Raw genomic sequence first — 18,336 nt, forward strand, 5'->3', positions numbered from 1 at the left:
TCAGCCTCCCAGGCTGATCTTGAGCACGGCGAAGGCGCCGGCGAGAGCGATCGCGATGGTGAAGAAGGTGTTGGCGATGATGAGCGCCACCTTCAGGCCTTCGGTGTGCACGTAGTCCTCGATCACAACCTGCATGCCGAGACGCATGTGGATGCTGACCGAGAGGAGGGTGAGGAGAAGGATGATCGCCACCAGCGGCTGGCCGAGCACCGCGCGGGTTTCCGCGTAGCTTGCGCCGGCGAGGCGGATGACGATGACGATGAACGCGATCGTCAGCAGCAGGTTGGCAAGGCCGGTGGCGCGCTGCAGGAAGAAGTGCTCGGTGCCCGTGTGGGCGGAGCCGAGGCCACGCACGCGGCCGAGGGGGGTGCGCATGGGGGAATGAGTGGGGTTGCTCATGTCGCTGTCCTCAGCCCTTGAGTGCGAGGCCGATGATCCACAGCACGATGGTGAGGCCCACCGAGCCCGCCAGCGTCGCCTTGGCGAGCAGAATGCGCTCCTGCGGGCCGAAGCCGTGGATGAAGTCCCAGATGAAGTGGCGCACGCCGCCGAGGGCGTGATGGAGCAGGGCCCAGGTGAAGCCCAGGAGCACCAGGAGGCCGATGAACGAGCCGGCCAGCCCGCTGAAGGTGGCGAAGGCAGAGGCGGTGGACGCCGCAGCCAGAAGCCACCACACGAACAGCACCATGCCGAAGTACAGCCCGATGCCCGTGACGCGATGCACGATGGACATCATCATCGTGAACAGCGGCCGGTAGATCTGCAGGTGAGGCGAAAGGGGGCGCGCGACGCGCGAAGGACTATCGGCCATGGGCCTCCTCCAAAAATTGACCGATCAGGTATCTCAATCGTGGCCAGTTCGCAACGATTCCAAAGCGGAAAGGCTGCGGTTTAATGAGCGGATGAGGGCGGCGGCGCAATTGGTCCTAGGTTGGATGGGCGCGGCCGCTGCCGGTTTCCGAGGTCGCCGGGGCATGCTGCGGCGCAGGAGCGCCAAGCGACGGCACGTCCTTACACCCATCTGCGCACTTTTGTATCCCGTAAAAACTTCACTTTTTCTGACAAAGCCGGCGGAGCATGGCGGGTCGGGGAGCTGAAACACCCGGCGCGGTCTCTTCTGTGCCTGCTACGCTTGGACGCACCCGCTAGCCAGCCGCCTCTTTCCCTCGAAGCTCGCCCAAAACGAACGCGGCGCCGGGGAGGGCCCCGACGCCGCGCGAAAAATTCTGAATGTGGCTTCGATCAGAAGCGGTAGGTGACACCACCGCCGATGAGCCAGGGATTGAGGTCGGCGGTGCCGCTCAGGATCGCGCCGCCGGCGGTGTTCAGCGTGAAGTCGGGCTTCAGGTAGAGCTTCTTCACGTCGACGTTGATACCCCAGTGCTTGTCGAACATCCAGTCGAAGCCGGCCTGGAGGGCGAGGCCCCAGCTGTCCTGCACGTTGATCGAGTCGAACGCGGCGTTCTTGATGCTGGAGTTGTAGAACACCGTGTAGTTCACGCCAGCGCCGATGTAGGGCTTGAAGGGCCCGAAGTCGGTGAAGTGATACTGCAGGGTGAGGGTCGGCGGGAGGATCCAGACCTTGGCGATGTCGTTCAGGCCGGCCAGCGCACCCTCACCGGTGATGGTGGAGTTGGTGGTGCCGAGGATGAGTTCCGCAGCGATGTTCTTGGTGAAGAAGTAGGAGATGTCGAGCTCGGGGATGACCGAGTCCGAGTAGCTCAGGTCGGAGTTGAGCACGCCGGTGACGGAGCCGCCGTTCTCGGGCTTCACGTAGAGCGCACGCAGGCGGATCATCCAGGGGCTCTGGGCTTCCTCAACCGCCGGCGCCTTGTAGACGGGCGTCGAGAGGTCGGCCGCCGCGGCCTGACCCGCCATCAGGGCACCAAAGGTCGCCGCAAGCGCAGCCCCGAAACCGAACTTGATCATCCCCCAACTCCCGCAAAAGTGAATTTATCGTGCGTTAGACATCACGCTCTGGGCGCAGAATAGGATTGATTCAGATCAAGTCCACTTCGCTTGTCGCCCGATCTGTGGCAACGAGGGCACAGTGGCGCCGCGCGCATGCCGTATTTCAGGGTGATTTGGGGGGTGGCGAAGTCCCCCCGGGTTCGGCGCTCCCTTCCTTTGATTTCAAGGAATCTCTCGGGTATGGCTTCGGTTGTGGCTGGCGCGTCCCCATCCCTGTGTGGGGTGGTATGGGCGGTTGTGGCAGGTGCGAAATCCCTCGCGAAGTGGTGCGGAAAAGCCACAGTTTTGGTCGTGGCGGCCACATTGCTGGCGGTATCGGGCGCGGGTGCGTCATCGAATCGTCAGCATCTGAGCGTGGGGGACGCGAAGCGCTCATATATCCTGTCCAACCCCGCGGGCGTGGCGGGGCCGGCACCGGTCGTCATCGCCTTGCACGGCGCGGGGCAGACGCCGGAAAGCTTCCGCGCCTATTTTGGTCTTGATGCCGCGGCGGCGGCGAACAATTTCGTCGCGGTCTATCCGGAGGGAGAAGGCCGGGTCTGGAATGACAGCCGGCCGGCGGCGATGCGCCTGAAGGCGCTGCTGCGCCCGGGCGATGACGTGGCTTTCCTGGTGGCGCTGGTGGGCAAGCTGGTGGCCGAAGGGGTCGCCGATCCCGCGCGCATCTACCTCACGGGTATTTCCAACGGCGGCTTCATGGTGGAGCGCATGGCGTGCGAGGCGGCGGAGCTGTTCGCGGCCTATTCGGTGATCATGGCCACCACGCCGGTCAATTCGCAGGAGGAGTGCCACCCCGCGCGGCCGGTGCCGATCATGTTCATCCATGGCACGGCGGATACGGTCATCACCTACAGTGGTTTCTGGACCCCCATGGGGGCGACCTTTTCCGCGCCCGACAGCGCCGCACTGTTCGCGCGGCTCAACGGGTGCGGTGGCGTGGAGAAGCGGGCTCTGCCCGATCTCGACCCCGCCGACGGCACCTCCGTGACCGAGCGCACCTGGCAGGGCTGCCGGGACGGCGCGACCGTGACGCTGCTCTCGGTCGAGGGCGGGGGCCACCAGTCGCCGGCGCGGGTGGAGACCCAGCCGGACCTCGCGACGCCGTTCCTGGGCCTGCGCAACCGGGACATCGATGCGGGCGAGGAAGTGTGGCGCTTCATGTCCGCGTTCTCGCTCGCCGCCGCCGCAGGCACCGTTCCCGCGCCGTCGCCGGCGGCCCCGCGCAAGCCCAAAGGCGCCGCCCCGCAGGCCGGCGGGGCGGCCAAGACCAGTGCGGCGCCGAAGACAGGCGCGGCCCCGCGGGCGGGCGCTGACGCCCAGGCCGGCGGGGCGCAGCAGGGTCAGCGCGGAATGAGCACCCAATAGTCGAGATCCAGGATCACGCTCGGGTCGTAGTCCTCGCCGGCTCGATATGGAAAATCGGCGGTGGGGCGGTCCTTGGTGGCGATGGTGCGCACCCGCAGCGCGCCCACGTCCTCGCGGCCCGGCAGGGGCTGGGCATCGAGGATCTCGCTCCAGGCGTGCACGGTGAGGCCGGCGAACAGCGGCGCCACATGACGCCCGCCGTTGATGGCGGCCACATGGAAGGCGTTGGCGAGGCCGTTGAAGGACAGCGCGCGCGCCAGCGAGATGACGTGCCCGCCATAGATGAGGCGGCGGCCGAAGCGGCCCTGGCCCTCGGTGAACTGGTTGAAGTGCACCTTTGCGGTGTTTTGGTAGAGGCGGGTGGCGAGCATGTGCTCGGCCTCCTCCACGGTCATGCCGTCCACGTGGTCGATGCGCTCGCCCACCTCATAGTCGCCGAAGCGGGCGGTGGAGCCGGAGAGTTCGTTGTTCCACCCATCGAGGTCGAGCAGCGGCACGGCGGCGCCGAGGGCGTCGGGCGCCAGGGCGGAGGGCAGCTTGGGCACCACCGTTTCGGGCGCGGGGGAAGAGGGGTCCGCCTTGCGCACCATCACCCAGCGCACGTAGTCGAGCACCTCGACGCCGTCCTGGTTGAAGCCGGTGGAGCGCACGTAGACCACGCCGCTCTGCCGATTGGAGTTCTCCTTGAGGCCGATGACCTCGGAGACGGCGCTCAGCGTATCGCCGGGGAACACGGGGGCGAGGAAGCGGCCGCCCGCGTAGCCGAGGTTCGCCACCGCATTGAGGGAGATGTCCGGCACCGTCTTGCCGAACACCACGTGGAAGGTGAGAAGGTCGTCCACCGGCGCGCGGGGATAGCCGATGGCCTGGGCGAAGCTGTCGGCGGACTGCACCGCGAAGCGGGTGCCGTAGAGGGCGCTGTAGAGGCTTGCGTCGCCGGTCGTGACGGTGCGCGGCGTGGCATGCCGGATCACCTGGCCGATCTTGAAATCCTCGAAGAAATTGCCCTTGTTCGTCTTGCTCATCATGCTCCCCCAGGGGTGGTGGCGCATGTTGGCAGACCGGGCGGGAGGCTGGCAACCGGGCCGCGCGGGGGATGCTGCGGCTTTTCGCGAAGGGCCAACCTTGGCGCGCTTGACGGATGGTGCGGTGCGGGTGCTGATGGCCCGTTGCATTGAGGGGGTCGCGGTGTCCGGTTCGGCGAGTCAGAAATTGTCATTCCAGGCCATGGTCTTCACGGCCTGCCTGTTTCCCTTCTACATCCTGGCGGCAACCCTCACCAATTCGTCCGCGATCCTGTCGGACCTGCTGGCGACCTCGTTCGACCTCACCGCGCTCACGGCCTGCTGGCTGGTGCTGCGCGTCGCGCACGGGGCGAATACGGGCAAGTATGCGTACGGCCTGGGCAAGCTGGAAAACCTCGCGGAGCTGATGATCGCGCTGCTGCAGAGCGTGCTGGTCGTCATCGCCGGCACCCAGGCCATCTCGCGCCTCATGCACCCGGAGGGGGTGAGCGGGGCGGAACTGGGCCTGTTCGTGACCGCGGCGGCGGTGGCCGGGAACGTGTTCCTCAACCGCAAGGCCCTGAGGCTCGCGGCCGAGACCAAGTCGCCGGTGCTGGCAGCCCAGGCGCGGGTGCACCTCGTTTCCGCCATCTCGTCGGGCGCGGTGTTCATCGTCACCGTCATCAGCTCGATCTTCAACGACGTGTACTGGATCTACTACCTCGATCCCATGGCGTCGTTCGTGGTGATCGGCTTCATGATCTACAACATCCTGGCGATGCTCACGAATTCGGTGGGCTCCCTGCTCGATCAGGCAATCGGCGAGGCGGGGCAGCTGCGCATCCTCAAGGTGCTCACCACCCATTTCGACGACTTCTCCGAGCTGGGCGATATCCGTACCCGGCAGTTCGGCGGCAAGATGTTCGTGGAACTGCACCTCGCCTTCGAGGACGACTGGACCGTGGCGCACACCCGCGCCGTCGTCGCCCGCCTGACGCAGGCGGTGAAGACCGCGTTCCGCGCGGCAGGCGACGAGGTGGACGTGGCGGTGGTGCTCATTCCCGGCCATGCCGCGGCCTGAGGCTGCAGGCACCGTCCCTCCGCGCGGCAGCAAAGGGCCCGGCTCACGCGGGGCCCGTGAGCTTCTCCGATGAGCTCCGGCCGAGCCCCGCGGGGGTGGGCGACTTCCGCTTGGCGCCGCCCGGCGCCGCCCGTGTCAGTAGTCGGAGAGCTTGACGTCCTCGTTCCACTCGCCCGGCACTTCCTTTACGATCACCTGGCCGCAGATGACGCGGCCTTTCGCGGGATCGAAGGTGAGGGTGGGCGCGCCGTAGAGCTGCCAGCCCTTGTTGAGGGCGGCGGTGACGCGGTTGCAGAAGGAAGTGTCGTCCGGTCCGGTGAGGTAGCGGTAGAGCTTCATGATGGCTGCCGTCTGACGGGGGGAAGGCGGGGTGCCGCGCGGCACCCGCCGGGTTGGGGTTCAAAGCCTGTCCCCGTTTCACGGAATCGGGGAAAGGCTCTGGATCCTTGGTTCGACGCGTTTTCTTCACGCGAACCGCTGTCCATTGCGCTCAAAAGCGCTCTATCCGCGCGAGGGAAGGCCCAGCCGTGCGCCGGCGGCGCGGGCGGCGGCTTCGCGCCGAGCCTGGAACGCGGCCGTGCGCTCGCGCACCTCGCTGGCAAAGCGCGGGTCCGCGCCGGCGAAGGGGAAGGGCGGCGCGGGATCATACTCGATGGCGAGGGCGATGCGCCGGGCCTCGTCCTCGCCCGCCAGCTCGGCCGCGAGCTGCAGGCCGAAATCGATGCCGGAGGTGACGCCGGCGCCGGTGACGCGGTTGCGGTCCACCACCACCCGTTCGGCCACCGGCTCGGCGCCCAGGAAGGCGAGCTGGGGCAGGGAAAGCCAATGGCAGGTGGCCTTGTAGCCGCGCAGCAGGCCCGCCGCCCCGAGCAGCAGCGAGCCGGTGCACACCGAGGTGACGTATCGCGCCTCCTGCGCCATGCGGCGCAGGAATTCCAGCGTCTCCACGTCCTCCATCAGCTCGAGCTGCCCCGGCCCGCCGGGTACGAACAGCAGGTCGCACCCCGAAAGCGCGCCGAACGCCGCCGTGGGCATGATCCGCAGGCCGGAGGCATCCTCCACCGGCTTGCGCGCCTTTTTCCACGCAAGCTCGATCCGCACGTCCTTCAGGCGGCTCAGCACCTCGAACGGCCCGGTGAGATCGAGCTGGGTCATGCCCGGATAGGCCAGCATGACCACGCGCAGCGGAAGGGCGCTCTCCACGGCGTCAGCCCCGCGCGGCGATGGCGTCGGCGACCGCCACGGTACGTTTCGCCATCTCGGCGTGGAGCAGTTCCACCATGCGGCCGTCCAGGGTGATGACGCCCTTGCCCGCGTTTTCCGGCAGGGCGAAGGCGGCGATGATGGCGCGGGCGCGGGCCACGTCCGCCTCGGGCGGGGAGAAGGCGCGGTTGCAGGGCTCGATCTGCGCGGGATGGATGAGGGTCTTGCCGTCCATGCCGAAGGAGACGCCCTGGGCGCATTCGGCGTCGAAGCCCTCGGTGTCCTGGTATGCGTTCCACACGCCGTCGAGCACCTCCACGCCATAGGCGCGGGCGGCGGCCACCACGAGGGTGAGCCAGGCCACCATGGGCGCACGGCCCGGCACCAGCGCGGCGCGGGTTTCCTTGGCGAGGTCGTTGGTGCCCAGCACGAACAGCGAGAGGCGGGTCAGCGGGTCTTTCGCGGCCGCGGCGATGGCCTTGATGTCGAGGATGGCGAGCGGGGTCTCGATCATCGCCCACACCCGGGTGGTCTGCGGCACGCCCAGCGCCTCCAGGCGGCGCCCTACCGTGGCGAGCTGTTCTACACTCTGCACCTTGGGCAGCAGAATGGCGTCGGGGCGGGCGGCGGCGGCGGCGTCGAGGTCGTCGGAGCCCCAGGGGGTGTCGAGGCCGTTGATGCGGATCACCACTTCGCGCGGGCCGAAGCCGCCGGCCTTCACCGTCTCCACGATGCGGCCGCGCGCTTCCACCTTCGCGTCGGGGGCAACGGCATCCTCGAGATCGAGAATCACGCCGTCGGCCGGCAGGGTGCGCGCCTTCTCCAGGGCGCGGGCATTCGAGCCCGGCATGTAGAGAAAGCTGCGGCGCGGACGAATGGTCATGGAAAGCTCCCCAATTGGACAGGAGCTGAACTTAAGGCCTCCCAACCGCGGCGGGAAGCATGGCCGTTGGCGACACCGAGGCCTTTTCGCAGGAGGCCCGCCATGTGCGGGCCGGTTCGTGATCGCACCTCCCCTGCCGTCCCGCCCGGACAGGTGACCTGGGCCGGGGCGTTGCCGACCATGGTGGAGGACGCACGCAATAAGATCGCCTTGCGGCGGAGGGGTGTCGACGCGCCGGTGCACGGCAGACCGGTTCCGGCGGGCGGCTCTTCTCCGCCCGGCCTATTTCTGGGCAGGTGACGGCAATTCGGCGGAGGGCGGCGGCCAGGAGAAGTCGTCGGCCCGCCCGCGCACGGCCGGCGGCGGGATACCGTCCTTCAGAGCCCGTTGCGTCGCCTGGGCCGGCGCGTTGGTGGCGGCAGCCGGAACCGCCGCGGGCAAGGCGCGCGCATCGGCTTTCGCATCCGCCTTGACCGGCGCTCCGGCGAGGCTGAGCGCGGGGGGAGCGCCGTCGGCGGGTGTCACCGGCTTGGCAGGGTCTTCCAGCAGGCGGTTGAGATCCTTCTGAACGAAGAACGCGAGCTTGCGCCCGCCGGCGCGCGTGAAGCGCACGCCATCGGCAAGGCGCAGACGACGGCGCTGGCCATCCACGGCCGGGCCCGTCGCCAGATACTTGCCTTCCTCGTCCACGAAGCCGTCCCACACGCTGACAAAGGGCAGGCCCGCCCGTGCGGCGCGGGCGCGGAGGATCTCATTGAGGCGCTCATAATCCGCCGAAACGCCGGGGCTTGCCGCCGGCGCGACGCCGACCACGATGACCCGGCCGGCCTTCTCCCGCAACGCCGCGAGCACCTCGTCGACCCGCCGGCTGTAGGCTTCGATCCAGCGGTCGGTCAGCGGTTCGAGTTGCAGCTCGCCTTCAGTGATAGGCTTGAGATCCTCGCCGCCGAGTGCGAGCACCGTCACGTTCGGCCGGCCGTTTGCGATGGCGGGTGGAGCCTTGGCGATCCAGTCCACCGGGCTCGACAGGTAACCGCTATCGTCAACGGTATATTCGACGATAGCAAGGCGGGCGCGATCCGGCACGTACGCATCGGCGAGGCCCTGGGCGAGCTGGCCGCCCATGCGGTCGCCAAGCACCAGCGCGAACTGCGTGGGCGGCTGGCGCTTGCCCTGGCTGGCGGCGTCGGCGCTGGGGTAGACCGTGCCTTCCGGCTCCGGCGGCGGCTCGCGCTTCTTTGGGGCCGCCTGGGGGGCTTCGGTCGGCTCCGGCGCCTGACGGGGCTGGAAGCCGAAGCCCGGCCACCAGCCATTGTTGTTCCGGTTGCGCGGTGCCTGCGGCACGGGCGCGGGCGGCCGCAGGAAGGAGAAAAAGTCCGCCTGCGCAAGCGCCGGGGTCACAGGCGCAAGGGGCGCCATCAGAATGAATGCGAGGAGGGCCGGCAGCGCCCGCCGCCAGAACGGCGCGCGCCGGTGCGCCCGCAGGGGCGGGAGCGCGAGACAACGGCGAGGTGCGGCGCGACTGAAAGCATCCATCCACATGCGTCAGGTGTGGCGCAGGCCCGCGGCGATTTCAAGATGCGGCATGGGAGAGGGATGGATAGGCGGCATAGCTAAAAGAAAAGCCGCCTGCTTGCGCGGCGGCTCCCCCCTCAGACGTCGGTTCTCGCGGACTGGAGCGAGAAGCAGATGCCTCAGTTCAGCTTGGACTTCACCTCGGAGAGCGCAGTGGAGATGAGGCGCTCGGCCGTCTGGCCAGTGGCGGCTGCGCTGAGCAGGCCCTCGGCAGCGCGGCTCGCGGTGTCGGCGGCGATTGCCTTCACGTCGGCGATGGCCTGCTTCTCGGCCTGCGCGATCTTCTCCTCGGCCATCTTGGTGCGTCGGGAGACGAAATCCTCGAGCTTCGCCTTGGCTTCGGCTGCGAGGCGCTCGGCCTCCGCCTTTGCGGCGGTCACGATGGATTCGGCCTCGGCCTCGGCCTCGCGCTGCTTGCGCTTGAACTCGGCCACCAGCTTCTGGGCCTCTTCCTTCAGCCGGCGGGCCTCTTCCAGCTCGGCGGCGATGCGCGCACCGCGCTTGTCGAGAGCGGAGGCGATGGCGCGGTGGGTACCCGCATAGAGCAGGATGCCCACGAAAACCAGGAATGCGATGGCGACCCAGAGTTCCGCCAGTTCCATCTCGTGCATGTCACGGTCCTCAGATCGGTCCAAACCCGCGGCGCCGTCCGGTGAACGGCGGTTGCGGGCTTTCAGAAACCCGGTTCTCGTTCGGCGCGCAATCCCGCCGCGACGAGGGCGGCAAAGACGGAAGGCGAGCCGGCTATTCCTGCGAAGGGTGGATCACCCTCCGCGCGCCCCGATGGCGTGCCACATAGAATGCGGCGCGCCAGGGGCAGTGCGCTCAGGCGGCGTCTCGCGAGGCCAGGGCGGCGTCCACAGCCTTTTCCACGTCCGCCTTCGGCGCAGCAGCGCCAACGAGGGTGGAGACGATGGTGCCGGCGGTGTCCACGGCGATGCCGCGGACATGGCTCATGGCTTCGGTCTTGGTGGTGGCAATGCGCTGCTCGGCGGTCGAAAGCTTGGCGTTGAGGTCAGCTTCGAGCGACTTGCGATTCGCGTCGGAATCGGCGGCGAGGCGAGCGCGGGTCTCGCTGGCGATGGCATTCGCCTTGGAGCGGGCTTCGTGCAGCGCCTTCTCGTAGGCGGCCTGGGCGGCCTCGCTCTCGGCCTTGTGCTTGTTGGCTTCCTCGAGATCGTCCGCGATGCGGTCGTGGCGCTCCTCAAGGATGCGACCGATGCGCGGCAGAGTCACCCGGCTCATGAGCAGGTAGAGCAAACCGAAGGTGATGGCCAGCCACAGAAGCTGCGAGGGAAAAGTAGTAACGTCGAACGGCGGGAAGTGCACGGCGTGCTCATCCACGACATTCTCTTGGCCAGCGGCCGGCGCGGCGCCGGTGGCATGGCCGGAGGCAGGAGTGGCGGGCGCCGCCGTCTCGGCGTGCGCGGCCTGGGGCGCAAGGGCGAGGGGAGCGGCCGAAAGGCACGCAGCGGTCATCGCCACCGCGACAATCAATTTCCACGTCTTCATCATGGCTCGCCCGCCTGACTTGAACTTGAACCAAGAGCCCCGCGCGGTGCCGCGCGAGGCTCTCTTGAGCACGCTTCGATCAGGCCACGAAGAGCAGAACGAGCGCAACGACGAGCGAGAAGATGCCGAGACCTTCCGCGAGGGCCGCGCCGATGAACGCGCGGGCGAACTGGCCATCGGCCGCCGACGGGTTGCGCAGCGCACCCGACAGGAAGTTGCCGAAAATGTTACCGACGCCGACGCCGGCGAGACCCATGCCGAGGCAGGCGAGGCCGGCACCGACGAACTTTCCAGCTTCCGCTTCCATTGGACTGCTCCTTGAGAACCTGTTGGATTAACGAAACGGGTGGGAACTTGCTCGCGAACGGTCAACCCGCCCCGGTCAGTGACCGGGGTGGATTGCGTCGTTGAGGTAGATGGAGGTGAGCACCGCGAATACGTAGGCCTGCAGCACTGCTACCAGAAGCTCGAGCGCGGTGAGCGCCACGATCATGAAGAAGGGCAGGGTGGCGCCGAACCAGCCCACGACACCCGCCGAGGCAAGGCCCACCACGAAGAAGGCGAAGACCTTGAGCGCGATGTGGCCCGCCAGCATGTTCGCGAACAGACGAAGCGAGAGGCTGATGGGCCGCGAAAGGAAGGACACGACCTCGATCACCACCAGGAACGGCAGCAGGAAGGCGGGCACGCCCGACGGCACGAACAGGTGCAGGAAGTGGGTGCCGTGCTTGAAGAAGCCGTAGACGATGACGGTGCCGATGACGAGCAGCGCCAGCGCGGCGGTGACGACGAGGTGGGCGGTGACCGTGAAGGTGTAGGGGATGAGCCCCACCAGATTCGCCACCAGCACGAAGGTGAAGAGGCTGAACACGAAGGGGAAGAATACCATCCCCTGATTGCCCGCCGAATCACGCACCATCTTGGCGATGAATTCGTAGCTCATCTCCGCCACCGACTGGGCCCGGCCGGGAACCAGAGTGCGACCGCGCGTCGCATAGGTGAGGAAGAAGAAGATGATGGCCACGATGCCGAACATGAACACGGCGGCATTGGTGAAGGAAAACTGCGCGCCGCTGATGTTCAGCAGGTCCACAAAGCGCTTGATCTGGAACTGATGGATCGGATCGACGGTCATCCGAACGCGCCCCCTGCCGTGCGGCGCTGACGCCGCGTTTCCTGTCCTGCGGCGCACGCGCCGCGTGAAATGCCGTGCGGCGCGAGCGCCGCCTTGTCCGCTTCGCGGCGCTTCCGCCGCCAATCGCCTGTCTGCGGCATGGGCCGCGATCAATGCGCCGCGGCCGCGGCCGCATCAAAAACGCCGCGGCCATAGCCGCGCTTGAAAACCACCGCGGCCCAGCCGCCGGTCCTGGCCCACTCGGTCCGAGCAGCCGCCGCGCGGCGCATCAGGACTTCGGGCCCTTGCGCGCGGGGCCTTCGCCGGCCGCGCGCATCATGTTCAGCACCCCGGCGCCGAAGCCGATCAGGGTGAAGACGATCAGGCCCCATGGGGTGATCGCCAGAAGCGTGTCCACGCCGTAGCCGATGGCTGCGCCCACAAGCACCCCCGAGACGAACTCCGCACCCAGCCGGAAGGCCAGGGCGACGCCCGAGCGGGAAGAGGTATCCGCCGCGCTTTTGGCTGCGGGGACCTCGCCCTTGGCGCGGACCTGGCTCAACGAGCTGTTGAGTCGCTCCAGCCGCGCGCCGAGCTCGGAATTGTCGGTCCGGGGCGCCTGCGTCTTGCCTGAGGCCCCGTGGCGCTCTCCGGAAGGAGAATGTTCAGGCTCGGACATGGCACAACCCTCGGCTTAGGGGTGCGGCGGATGCCTTGCCCCTTGAAACCGGGGCGCACCATAGTTGTGTCAAAATTGGGTGTCAAGGCGGGCGCGATTTTACTTAAGTCTATGAAAGTGCAAAGAAAAAATGTGGCTGCGACAACGTGGAAGGTGCCTTTTGCCAAGCCCTGCGACGTCGCGGCAACAGGGGATCGCGGGCGGGCTCCCTCAGCGCGGTGCGCGGGTGTGGCGGATCAGCCGGCTTCGCGCAGGCTTTCCGCACCCTGCAGATCGACGGAGACGAGGCGGGAAACGCCGCGCTCGGCCATGGTAACGCCGAACAGCCGGTTCTGGTGCGCCATGGTGATGGGGTTGTGGGTGATGGTGAGGAAGCGCGTGTCGGTGCGGCGCGTCATCTCTTCGAGGAGAGTGCAGAAGCGCTCCACATTGGCGTCGTCCAGGGGGGCGTCCACCTCGTCGAGCACGCAGATGGGCGCGGGATTGGTGAGGAACACCGCGAAGATGAGCGCCATGGCGGTGAGCGCCTGCTCGCCGCCGGAGAGCAGCGAGAGGGTCTGCGGCTTCTTGCCCGGGGGGCGGGCGATGATGTCGAGCCCGGCTTCCAGCGGGTCCTCCGCGTCGGTGAGCACGAGATCCGCCTCGCCGCCGCCAAATAGCGTGTCGAACAGCGACTTGAAGTGGGCGTTCACCACCGTGAACGAGGCCTGAAGGCGCTCGCGGGCCTCGCGGTTCAAGCTCTGGATGGCACCGCGCAGGCGCTTGATGGCTTCGATCAGGTCGTCGCGCTCGGTGACGAGGGCGGTGTGGCGGGCTTCCGCTTCTTCCAGCTCCACGTCGGCACGCAGGTTCACGGCGCCAAGGCGGTCGCGGTCGCGCTTGGCGCGCTCCAGCATGGCCTCCACGGCGCCGGCCTCCGGCAGGTTTTCGTCGTCGGTGATGCCGGCCTGGGCGCGGGCAGCCTCGGGCGGGCCGTCCAGCGCCTCAAGGATCTCGCGCTCCAGGTCGTCGCGGCGCTGGCGGGCGGCTTCGAGCCGGGCCTCGGCGCGGGCCGCCTCGGCGCGTGACTGCGACATGGCCTCCAGCGCCTCTCGGGCGGCCTTGTCGCTCGCGGCGAGCGCGGCTTCACCCTCAGCGAGGCGGTCGGCGGCGGCGCGCCGGGCGGCTTCGGCCTCCTCCAGCCCGGTCATGAGGGCGCGGCGCTGGCGGATGATCTCGCTCGGCGCGTCCTCGATCTCGGCCAGTTCCGCGTGGGCCTCGTCCGCACGCGCTTCGATGGCTGCGAGCCGCTCGCCCGCGCCCCCGGCGCGCTGCTGCCAGGAGCGGCGCTCGCCGGCGATGGCCTCCAGGCGCCGGATGCGGGCGGCGCCGTCGCGGCGCAGGGCGTCGGCGGCGGCGCGGGCCTCGGCCAGGGCGGCGCGGCGCTCGCCGGCATCAGCGCGAGCGCGCGCCAGCTCGGCCTCCAGCACCTGGGGCATGTCGAGGGCGGCGAGCTGGCCCTGGGCCTCCTGAAGCTGCGCCTCCATCTCCGCGCGCACGGCGGCGAGGCGCGCGCGGGCTTCGCCGATGGCGGCCAGGCGCGCCATGTGCTGGGCGGCCTTGCGCTCGGCCGCCTCCAGCACGGCACGGGCGGCCTCGGCGGCGCGCTGGGCGGCCCGGCGGGCCTCGCGCGCCTGCGTCTCGGAGGCGGCGGCGAGGCGTTCTTCCCCCTCCCGCTCGGCCAGGGTGGCGCGGATCTCCTCCACCGCCTCCCGCGCGGCTTCGGTCTCGGTCTCGATGTCGGCGAGGCGGTTGCGCTCGGCGAGCCGCCGGGCGGCGGCGGTGGGCGCGTCCGCGGCAGCGGTGAGGCCGTCCCAGCGCCAGAGGTCGCCGGCGCGGGAGACGAGCCTCTGGCCGGGCTTCAGCAGGGGGGCGAGGCGCGGGCCCGCCGCCGCCTCCACGATGCCCACCTGGGCGAGGCGGCGGGCGAGGGCCGGGGCGCCGGCGACATGGCGGGAGAGGGGGGCCGCCCCGGCTGGCAGCGGCGGGTCAGAGGGGTCGGGGGCGGCGCCGGCCCAGCGGGCAGGGGCCTCCGGCGCCACCGGCAGGTCGAGGTCGTCGCCCAATGCGGCGCCGAGGGCGGTCTCGTAGCCCTTTTCCACGCGCACGAGATCGGCGACGGGCGGAAAGCGGTGATCGGTGGATTGCAGCAGCTTGGCGAGGGTGCGGGCTTCCGCGTCCAGGCGGCCGAAGCGCTTTTCGGCCTCGCCCACTGCCGGGCGCAGCGCTTCCACCGCGCGGCGGGCGGCGGCGTGCTCCGCCTCGGCGGCAAGGGTGGCCTCCTCCGCCTCCGCGAGGCTTTCGCGGGAGATTTCGGCGTTGAGGCGGATGTCGTCCAGGGCGGCGGCGCCGGCCTCGCGGCCGAGCCGGCCTTCCTCCGCCTCCACCGAGGCCCGCTCGGCGGCGTTGCGCAGCAGGCGGTCGCGAATCTCGCGCGCGGCCTGCTCCAGGCTCGCGCGGCGGGCGCCGAGGTCGGCGAAATGGGCGGTCTTCTCCTCCAGCGCGAGCTGGGCCTCCTCCAGCAGGGCGGCGGCCTCTTCCTGCCGCTCCGCGGCCACGGCGCCCAGCTCGGCCGCCTCCTCCTGCTCGGCCAGGAGGGTTTCGGCCTCGGCATCGAGCCGCTCCAGCACGCCCTCGGCGTCGGCGGAGAGCGAGGTTTCGCGCTCCAGGTCCTGGGCGAGCTGGACCAGGCGGCGCTCCAGCTCCTGCCGGCGGGCGGAAAGGCGCGCCTCCTCCTTGTCCAGCGCGTCACGCGCGTGGGCGAGGCGCTGGACGGCGGCGGCGGCTTCCGCCTCCTGCGCGCGCAGCGGCGGCAGGGCATGGGCGGCAAGCGCCTGGAGGCGTGCCGATTCCGCCTGCACGCGGGTCAGCTCCGCCCCGTCGCGCTGGGAGGCGGCCAGCGCCCGCTCGGCCTCCAGGAGGGTCGCCGCCACCTCGCGCCAGCGCAGCCACATCAGGGTGGCCTCGCAGTGGCGGATCTCCGCGGCCAGCGCCTTGTAGCGCTGGGTCTGGCGCGACTGGCGGCGCAGGCTCTCCACCTGCGAGCCGATCTGGAGAATGACGTCCTCGACGCGGGTGAGGTTCTGCTCGGCGGCCTTCAGGCGCGTTTCCGCCTCGTGGCGGCGGGCATGGAGGCCGGCGACGCCGGCGGCCTCCTCCAGGATGCGGCGGCGGGCGTTGGGCTTGGCGCCGACGATCTCGCCGATTTGCCCCTGGCGCACCAAGGCGGGCGAGCGCGCCCCCGTGGAGGCGTCCGCGAACAGGAGATGCACATCCCGCGCGCGCACGTCGCGCCCGTTGATGCGATAGGCGGAGCCGGAGCCGCGCTCGATGCGGCGCACCACTTCCAGCTCCTCCCACTCGTTGAAGGCGGCGGGGGCGGTGCGGTCCGTATTGTCGAGCTGGAGCGCCACCTCGGCCGTGTTGCGCGACGGCCGCCCCGTGGTGCCGGAGAAGATGACGTCGTCCATGTCCTGGGCGCGCATGGCCTTGTGGGAACTTTCGCCCATCACCCAGCGCAGCGCTTCCACGAGGTTCGACTTGCCGCACCCATTCGGGCCCACCACGCCTGTCAGGCCGGGCTCGATGACGAGTTCCGTGGGCTCGACGAACGTCTTGAAGCCCACCAGCCGGAGGCGGTCGAACTTCATGCGGTCGGCACCGGGACATGATTGGCGCGGATCATGGCAAGAGGTGTGCCAGCGCGTGGCGGCGGCGTCAAACGCCGCGGCGCCGGCCCATGGCGCGGCGCCGGAACCGTGCCCGCCGGAGCGCGCGTGCGGCGGCACGGCCCGCCGTGCGATCGGCGCTTGACGCCTCGCGCGGGGGTCGGTAACTTCGCGCAACTTTTGGAAGGGCCTGCGGGACCATGCGCAATTTCGTTATTCTTCTCGTATCCGGGGGCGCCACGATCGGTCCAGCCTGAAGCGGCTGTTTCGAACGGACGTGGCGCGCGACGAGGGGCCCTTGGGGCCCCTTCGTCGTTTCTGAACCTCCGCGGTCCTGTCGATCGCGGCCCGACGCGATGACAGACAGACATGCGGCGCCAAGGCGCCAGGGAGCTCCAACGCCATGACCAGCGTGACCACCGCCACCAGCCCGACCATTCCCGCCGGCACCCGGATGACCGGCGCCGAGATGGTGATGAAGGCCTTCGCCGATCAGGGCGTCGCGCACATCTTCGGCTATCCCGGCGGCGCCGTGCTGCCCATCTACGACGCCCTGTTCCAGCAGGACGCCATCGAGCACATCCTGGTGCGCCACGAGCAGGCGGCGGTGCACGCGGCGGAAGGCTATGCCCGCTCCTCCGGCAAGGTGGGCGTGGTGCTCGTCACCTCCGGCCCCGGCGCCACCAATGCGGTGACGGGCCTTGCCGACGCGCTCATGGATTCGATCCCGATCGTCTGCATCTCCGGGCAGGTGGCGACCCACCTCATCGGCAACGATGCCTTCCAGGAGTGCGACACGGTCGGCATCACCCGCCCCTGCACCAAGCACAATTACCTGGTGCGGGACGTGAACGACCTCGCGCGGGTGCTGCACGAGGCCTTCTACGTGGCGCAGAACGGGCGGCCGGGCCCGGTGGTGGTGGACATCCCGAAGGACGTCCAGTTCGCCACCGGCACCTATGTCGGCCGCGACAACATCCAGCACAAGACCTACCGCCCGAAGCTGGAGGCCGAGGACGCGCAGATCGTCGCGGCGCTGGAGATGCTGGCGGGCGCGAAGAAGCCCATCTTCTACACCGGCGGCGGCGTCATCAACTCCGGTCCCGAGGCGAGCCGCCTGCTGCGCGCCTTCGCCCGCGAGACCGGCGTGCCGGTGACCTCGACCCTGATGGGCCTCGGCGCCTACCCGGCGAGCGATCCGCAGTGGCTGGGCATGCTGGGCATGCACGGCACCTACGAGGCCAACCTCGCCATGCATGACTGCGACGTCATGGTGTGTATCGGCGCGCGCTTCGATGACCGCATCACCGGCCGGCTCGACGCCTTCGCGCCGGGCTCGAAAAAGATCCATATCGACATCGACCCCTCCTCCATCAACAAGAACGTGAAGGTGGACCTGCCCATCATCGGCGATGTGGCAAAGGTGCTCGGCGCGCTCACCCGCGCCTGGGCGGCGCGGGGCGCCTCTATCGACAAGGCGTCGCTCACCGCCTGGTGGGCGCAGATCGACCGCTGGCGCGCGCGCCAGTGCCTCGCCTATCGCGCCTCCGACACCATCATCAAGCCGCAGTACGCCATCGAGCGGCTCTACCATGCGGTGAAGGACAAGGACGTCTACATCACCACCGAGGTGGGCCAGCACCAGATGTGGGCGGCGCAGTTCTTCCACTTCGAGGAGCCGAACCGGTGGCTGACCTCCGGCGGCCTCGGCACCATGGGCTACGGCCTGCCGGCCGCCATCGGCGCGCAGAAGGCGCACCCCGGCGCCCTGGTGGTGGACATCGCGGGCGAAGCCTCGATCCAGATGAACATGCAGGAGATGTCCACCGCCATGCAGTTCGACCTGCCGGTGAAGGTCTTCATCCTGAACAACAAGTACATGGGCATGGTGCGCCAGTGGCAGGAGCTGCTGCATGGCGGGCGCTACTCCCATTCCTACTCCGAGGCGCTGCCCGATTTCGTGAAGCTGGCGGAGGCCTACGGCGGCGTCGGCATCCGCTGCGACAAGCCTTCCGATCTCGACGCGGCCATAAAGGAGATGATCTCGGTGAAGAAGCCGGTGATCTTCGACTGCATCGTGGACCAGCAGGAAAACTGCTTCCCCATGATCCCCTCGGGCCGCGCCCATAACGAGATGATCCTCGGCGACATGGCCGTGGACCTCGACGCGGCCATCACCGACGAAGGCAAGATGCTGGTGTGAGTGGGCCCGCCCGCCTGCTCCGTCCCGCCGTTCCGGCCC

Annotated in this window: 17 protein-coding genes; 3 read left to right on the forward strand and 14 right to left on the reverse strand. The window is 69.1% G+C overall.

Annotated elements, in window-relative coordinates:
- From sdhD to V5F61_RS07090, 3 genes are all read right to left on the reverse strand, one after another.
- The gene (gene sdhD / locus V5F61_RS07080; RefSeq protein ID WP_393987744.1) at positions 1–399 is read right to left on the reverse strand and encodes a succinate dehydrogenase, hydrophobic membrane anchor protein; all 399 of its coding nucleotides are present in this window, start codon (positions 397–399) and stop codon (positions 1–3) included.
- Between the two features lie 10 nt (positions 400–409).
- Positions 410–811: a succinate dehydrogenase, cytochrome b556 subunit gene (gene sdhC, locus V5F61_RS07085; RefSeq protein ID WP_393987743.1), complete on the reverse strand. Its 402-nt coding sequence runs from the start codon at positions 809–811 to the stop codon at positions 410–412.
- A gap of 431 nt (positions 812–1,242) precedes the next feature.
- Positions 1,243–1,929: an OmpW/AlkL family protein gene (locus V5F61_RS07090; protein WP_393987742.1), complete on the reverse strand. Its 687-nt coding sequence runs from the start codon at positions 1,927–1,929 to the stop codon at positions 1,243–1,245.
- A 396-nt stretch (positions 1,930–2,325) separates the two neighbouring features.
- Here V5F61_RS07090 and V5F61_RS07095 point away from each other — a divergent pair, with 396 nt between their 5' ends.
- Complete coding sequence (locus V5F61_RS07095) at positions 2,326–3,336, forward strand: CE1 family esterase (protein ID WP_393987741.1); 1,011 nt, start codon at positions 2,326–2,328, stop codon at positions 3,334–3,336.
- Here the strand turns inward: V5F61_RS07095 and V5F61_RS07100 are convergent.
- Complete coding sequence (locus V5F61_RS07100; protein ID WP_393987740.1) at positions 3,312–4,361, reverse strand: MaoC family dehydratase; 1,050 nt, start codon at positions 4,359–4,361, stop codon at positions 3,312–3,314. The two genes, V5F61_RS07095 and V5F61_RS07100, sit on opposite strands and share 25 nt — an antisense overlap.
- Before the next feature lie 100 nt (positions 4,362–4,461).
- Between V5F61_RS07100 and V5F61_RS07105 the strand changes: the two genes are divergently transcribed.
- The gene (locus tag V5F61_RS07105) at positions 4,462–5,421 is read left to right on the forward strand and encodes a cation diffusion facilitator family transporter (RefSeq protein ID WP_393987739.1); all 960 of its coding nucleotides are present in this window, start codon (positions 4,462–4,464) and stop codon (positions 5,419–5,421) included.
- A gap of 135 nt (positions 5,422–5,556) precedes the next feature.
- Here the strand turns inward: V5F61_RS07105 and V5F61_RS07110 are convergent, their stop codons facing one another.
- The 10 genes from V5F61_RS07110 to smc form a co-directional block, all read right to left on the reverse strand.
- Positions 5,557–5,760 (reverse strand): DUF1737 domain-containing protein, encoded by a 204-nt coding sequence (locus V5F61_RS07110; protein WP_393987738.1) that lies wholly within the window; start codon positions 5,758–5,760, stop codon positions 5,557–5,559.
- 162 nt (positions 5,761–5,922) lie between these two features.
- A complete protein-coding gene (locus tag V5F61_RS07115; RefSeq protein WP_393987737.1) occupies positions 5,923–6,624 on the reverse strand; it encodes a DJ-1/PfpI family protein in 702 nt (233 codons plus the stop codon).
- Positions 6,625–6,628: 4 nt separating this feature from the next.
- A complete protein-coding gene (locus V5F61_RS07120; protein ID WP_393987736.1) occupies positions 6,629–7,507 on the reverse strand; it encodes an HpcH/HpaI aldolase/citrate lyase family protein in 879 nt (292 codons plus the stop codon).
- 282 nt (positions 7,508–7,789) lie between these two features.
- The gene (locus V5F61_RS07125) at positions 7,790–8,926 is read right to left on the reverse strand and encodes an SGNH/GDSL hydrolase family protein (protein WP_393987735.1); all 1,137 of its coding nucleotides are present in this window, start codon (positions 8,924–8,926) and stop codon (positions 7,790–7,792) included.
- A gap of 275 nt (positions 8,927–9,201) precedes the next feature.
- Entirely contained in the window at positions 9,202–9,693 is a 492-nt protein-coding gene (locus V5F61_RS07130) for a F0F1 ATP synthase subunit B family protein (protein ID WP_393987734.1), read from the reverse strand.
- Between the two features lie 214 nt (positions 9,694–9,907).
- Positions 9,908–10,561: a F0F1 ATP synthase subunit B gene (locus tag V5F61_RS07135; protein WP_393987951.1), complete on the reverse strand. Its 654-nt coding sequence runs from the start codon at positions 10,559–10,561 to the stop codon at positions 9,908–9,910.
- A 112-nt stretch (positions 10,562–10,673) separates the two neighbouring features.
- Positions 10,674–10,901, reverse strand: a complete 228-nt coding sequence (locus tag V5F61_RS07140) for a F0F1 ATP synthase subunit C (protein WP_234051604.1) — start codon at positions 10,899–10,901, stop codon at positions 10,674–10,676.
- Positions 10,902–10,976: 75 nt separating this feature from the next.
- The gene (locus V5F61_RS07145) at positions 10,977–11,729 is read right to left on the reverse strand and encodes a F0F1 ATP synthase subunit A (protein WP_393987733.1); all 753 of its coding nucleotides are present in this window, start codon (positions 11,727–11,729) and stop codon (positions 10,977–10,979) included.
- A gap of 268 nt (positions 11,730–11,997) precedes the next feature.
- Entirely contained in the window at positions 11,998–12,387 is a 390-nt protein-coding gene (locus V5F61_RS07150; protein WP_393987732.1) for an AtpZ/AtpI family protein, read from the reverse strand.
- 236 nt (positions 12,388–12,623) lie between these two features.
- Complete coding sequence (smc, locus tag V5F61_RS07155) at positions 12,624–16,076, reverse strand: chromosome segregation protein SMC (protein ID WP_394104021.1); 3,453 nt, start codon at positions 16,074–16,076, stop codon at positions 12,624–12,626.
- Between the two features lie 421 nt (positions 16,077–16,497).
- On the opposite strand from smc, the gene V5F61_RS07160 reads away from it, so the two are divergent.
- On the forward strand, positions 16,498–18,297 hold the full coding sequence (locus V5F61_RS07160; protein WP_393988804.1) for an acetolactate synthase 3 large subunit: 1,800 nt from the start codon (positions 16,498–16,500) through the stop codon (positions 18,295–18,297).
- Positions 18,298–18,336 lie beyond the last annotated feature (39 nt).

This window comes from Xanthobacter sediminis, assembly GCF_043195015.1.
Taxonomy (GTDB): domain Bacteria; phylum Pseudomonadota; class Alphaproteobacteria; order Rhizobiales; family Xanthobacteraceae; genus Xanthobacter.

Coding starts and splice junctions, on each gene's coding strand:
- sdhD (WP_393987744.1), bottom strand. CDS start 399: ATGAGCAACCCCACTCATTCCCCCATGCGCACCCCCCTCGGCCGCGTG.
- sdhC (WP_393987743.1), bottom strand. CDS start 811: ATGGCCGATAGTCCTTCGCGCGTCGCGCGCCCCCTTTCGCCTCACCTG.
- V5F61_RS07090 (WP_393987742.1), bottom strand. CDS start 1,929: ATGATCAAGTTCGGTTTCGGGGCTGCGCTTGCGGCGACCTTTGGTGCC.
- V5F61_RS07100 (WP_393987740.1), bottom strand. CDS start 4,361: ATGAGCAAGACGAACAAGGGCAATTTCTTCGAGGATTTCAAGATCGGC.
- V5F61_RS07110 (WP_393987738.1), bottom strand. CDS start 5,760: ATGAAGCTCTACCGCTACCTCACCGGACCGGACGACACTTCCTTCTGC.
- V5F61_RS07120 (WP_393987736.1), bottom strand. CDS start 7,507: ATGACCATTCGTCCGCGCCGCAGCTTTCTCTACATGCCGGGCTCGAAT.
- V5F61_RS07125 (WP_393987735.1), bottom strand. CDS start 8,926: ATGGCGCCCCTTGCGCCTGTGACCCCGGCGCTTGCGCAGGCGGACTTT.
- V5F61_RS07130 (WP_393987734.1), bottom strand. CDS start 9,693: ATGCACGAGATGGAACTGGCGGAACTCTGGGTCGCCATCGCATTCCTG.
- V5F61_RS07135 (WP_393987951.1), bottom strand. CDS start 10,561: ATGACCGCTGCGTGCCTTTCGGCCGCTCCCCTCGCCCTTGCGCCCCAG.
- V5F61_RS07140 (WP_234051604.1), bottom strand. CDS start 10,901: ATGGAAGCGGAAGCTGGAAAGTTCGTCGGTGCCGGCCTCGCCTGCCTC.
- V5F61_RS07145 (WP_393987733.1), bottom strand. CDS start 11,729: ATGACCGTCGATCCGATCCATCAGTTCCAGATCAAGCGCTTTGTGGAC.
- V5F61_RS07150 (WP_393987732.1), bottom strand. CDS start 12,387: ATGTCCGAGCCTGAACATTCTCCTTCCGGAGAGCGCCACGGGGCCTCA.
- smc (WP_394104021.1), bottom strand. CDS start 16,076: ATGAAGTTCGACCGCCTCCGGCTGGTGGGCTTCAAGACGTTCGTCGAG.
- V5F61_RS07160 (WP_393988804.1), top strand. CDS start 16,498: ATGACCAGCGTGACCACCGCCACCAGCCCGACCATTCCCGCCGGCACC.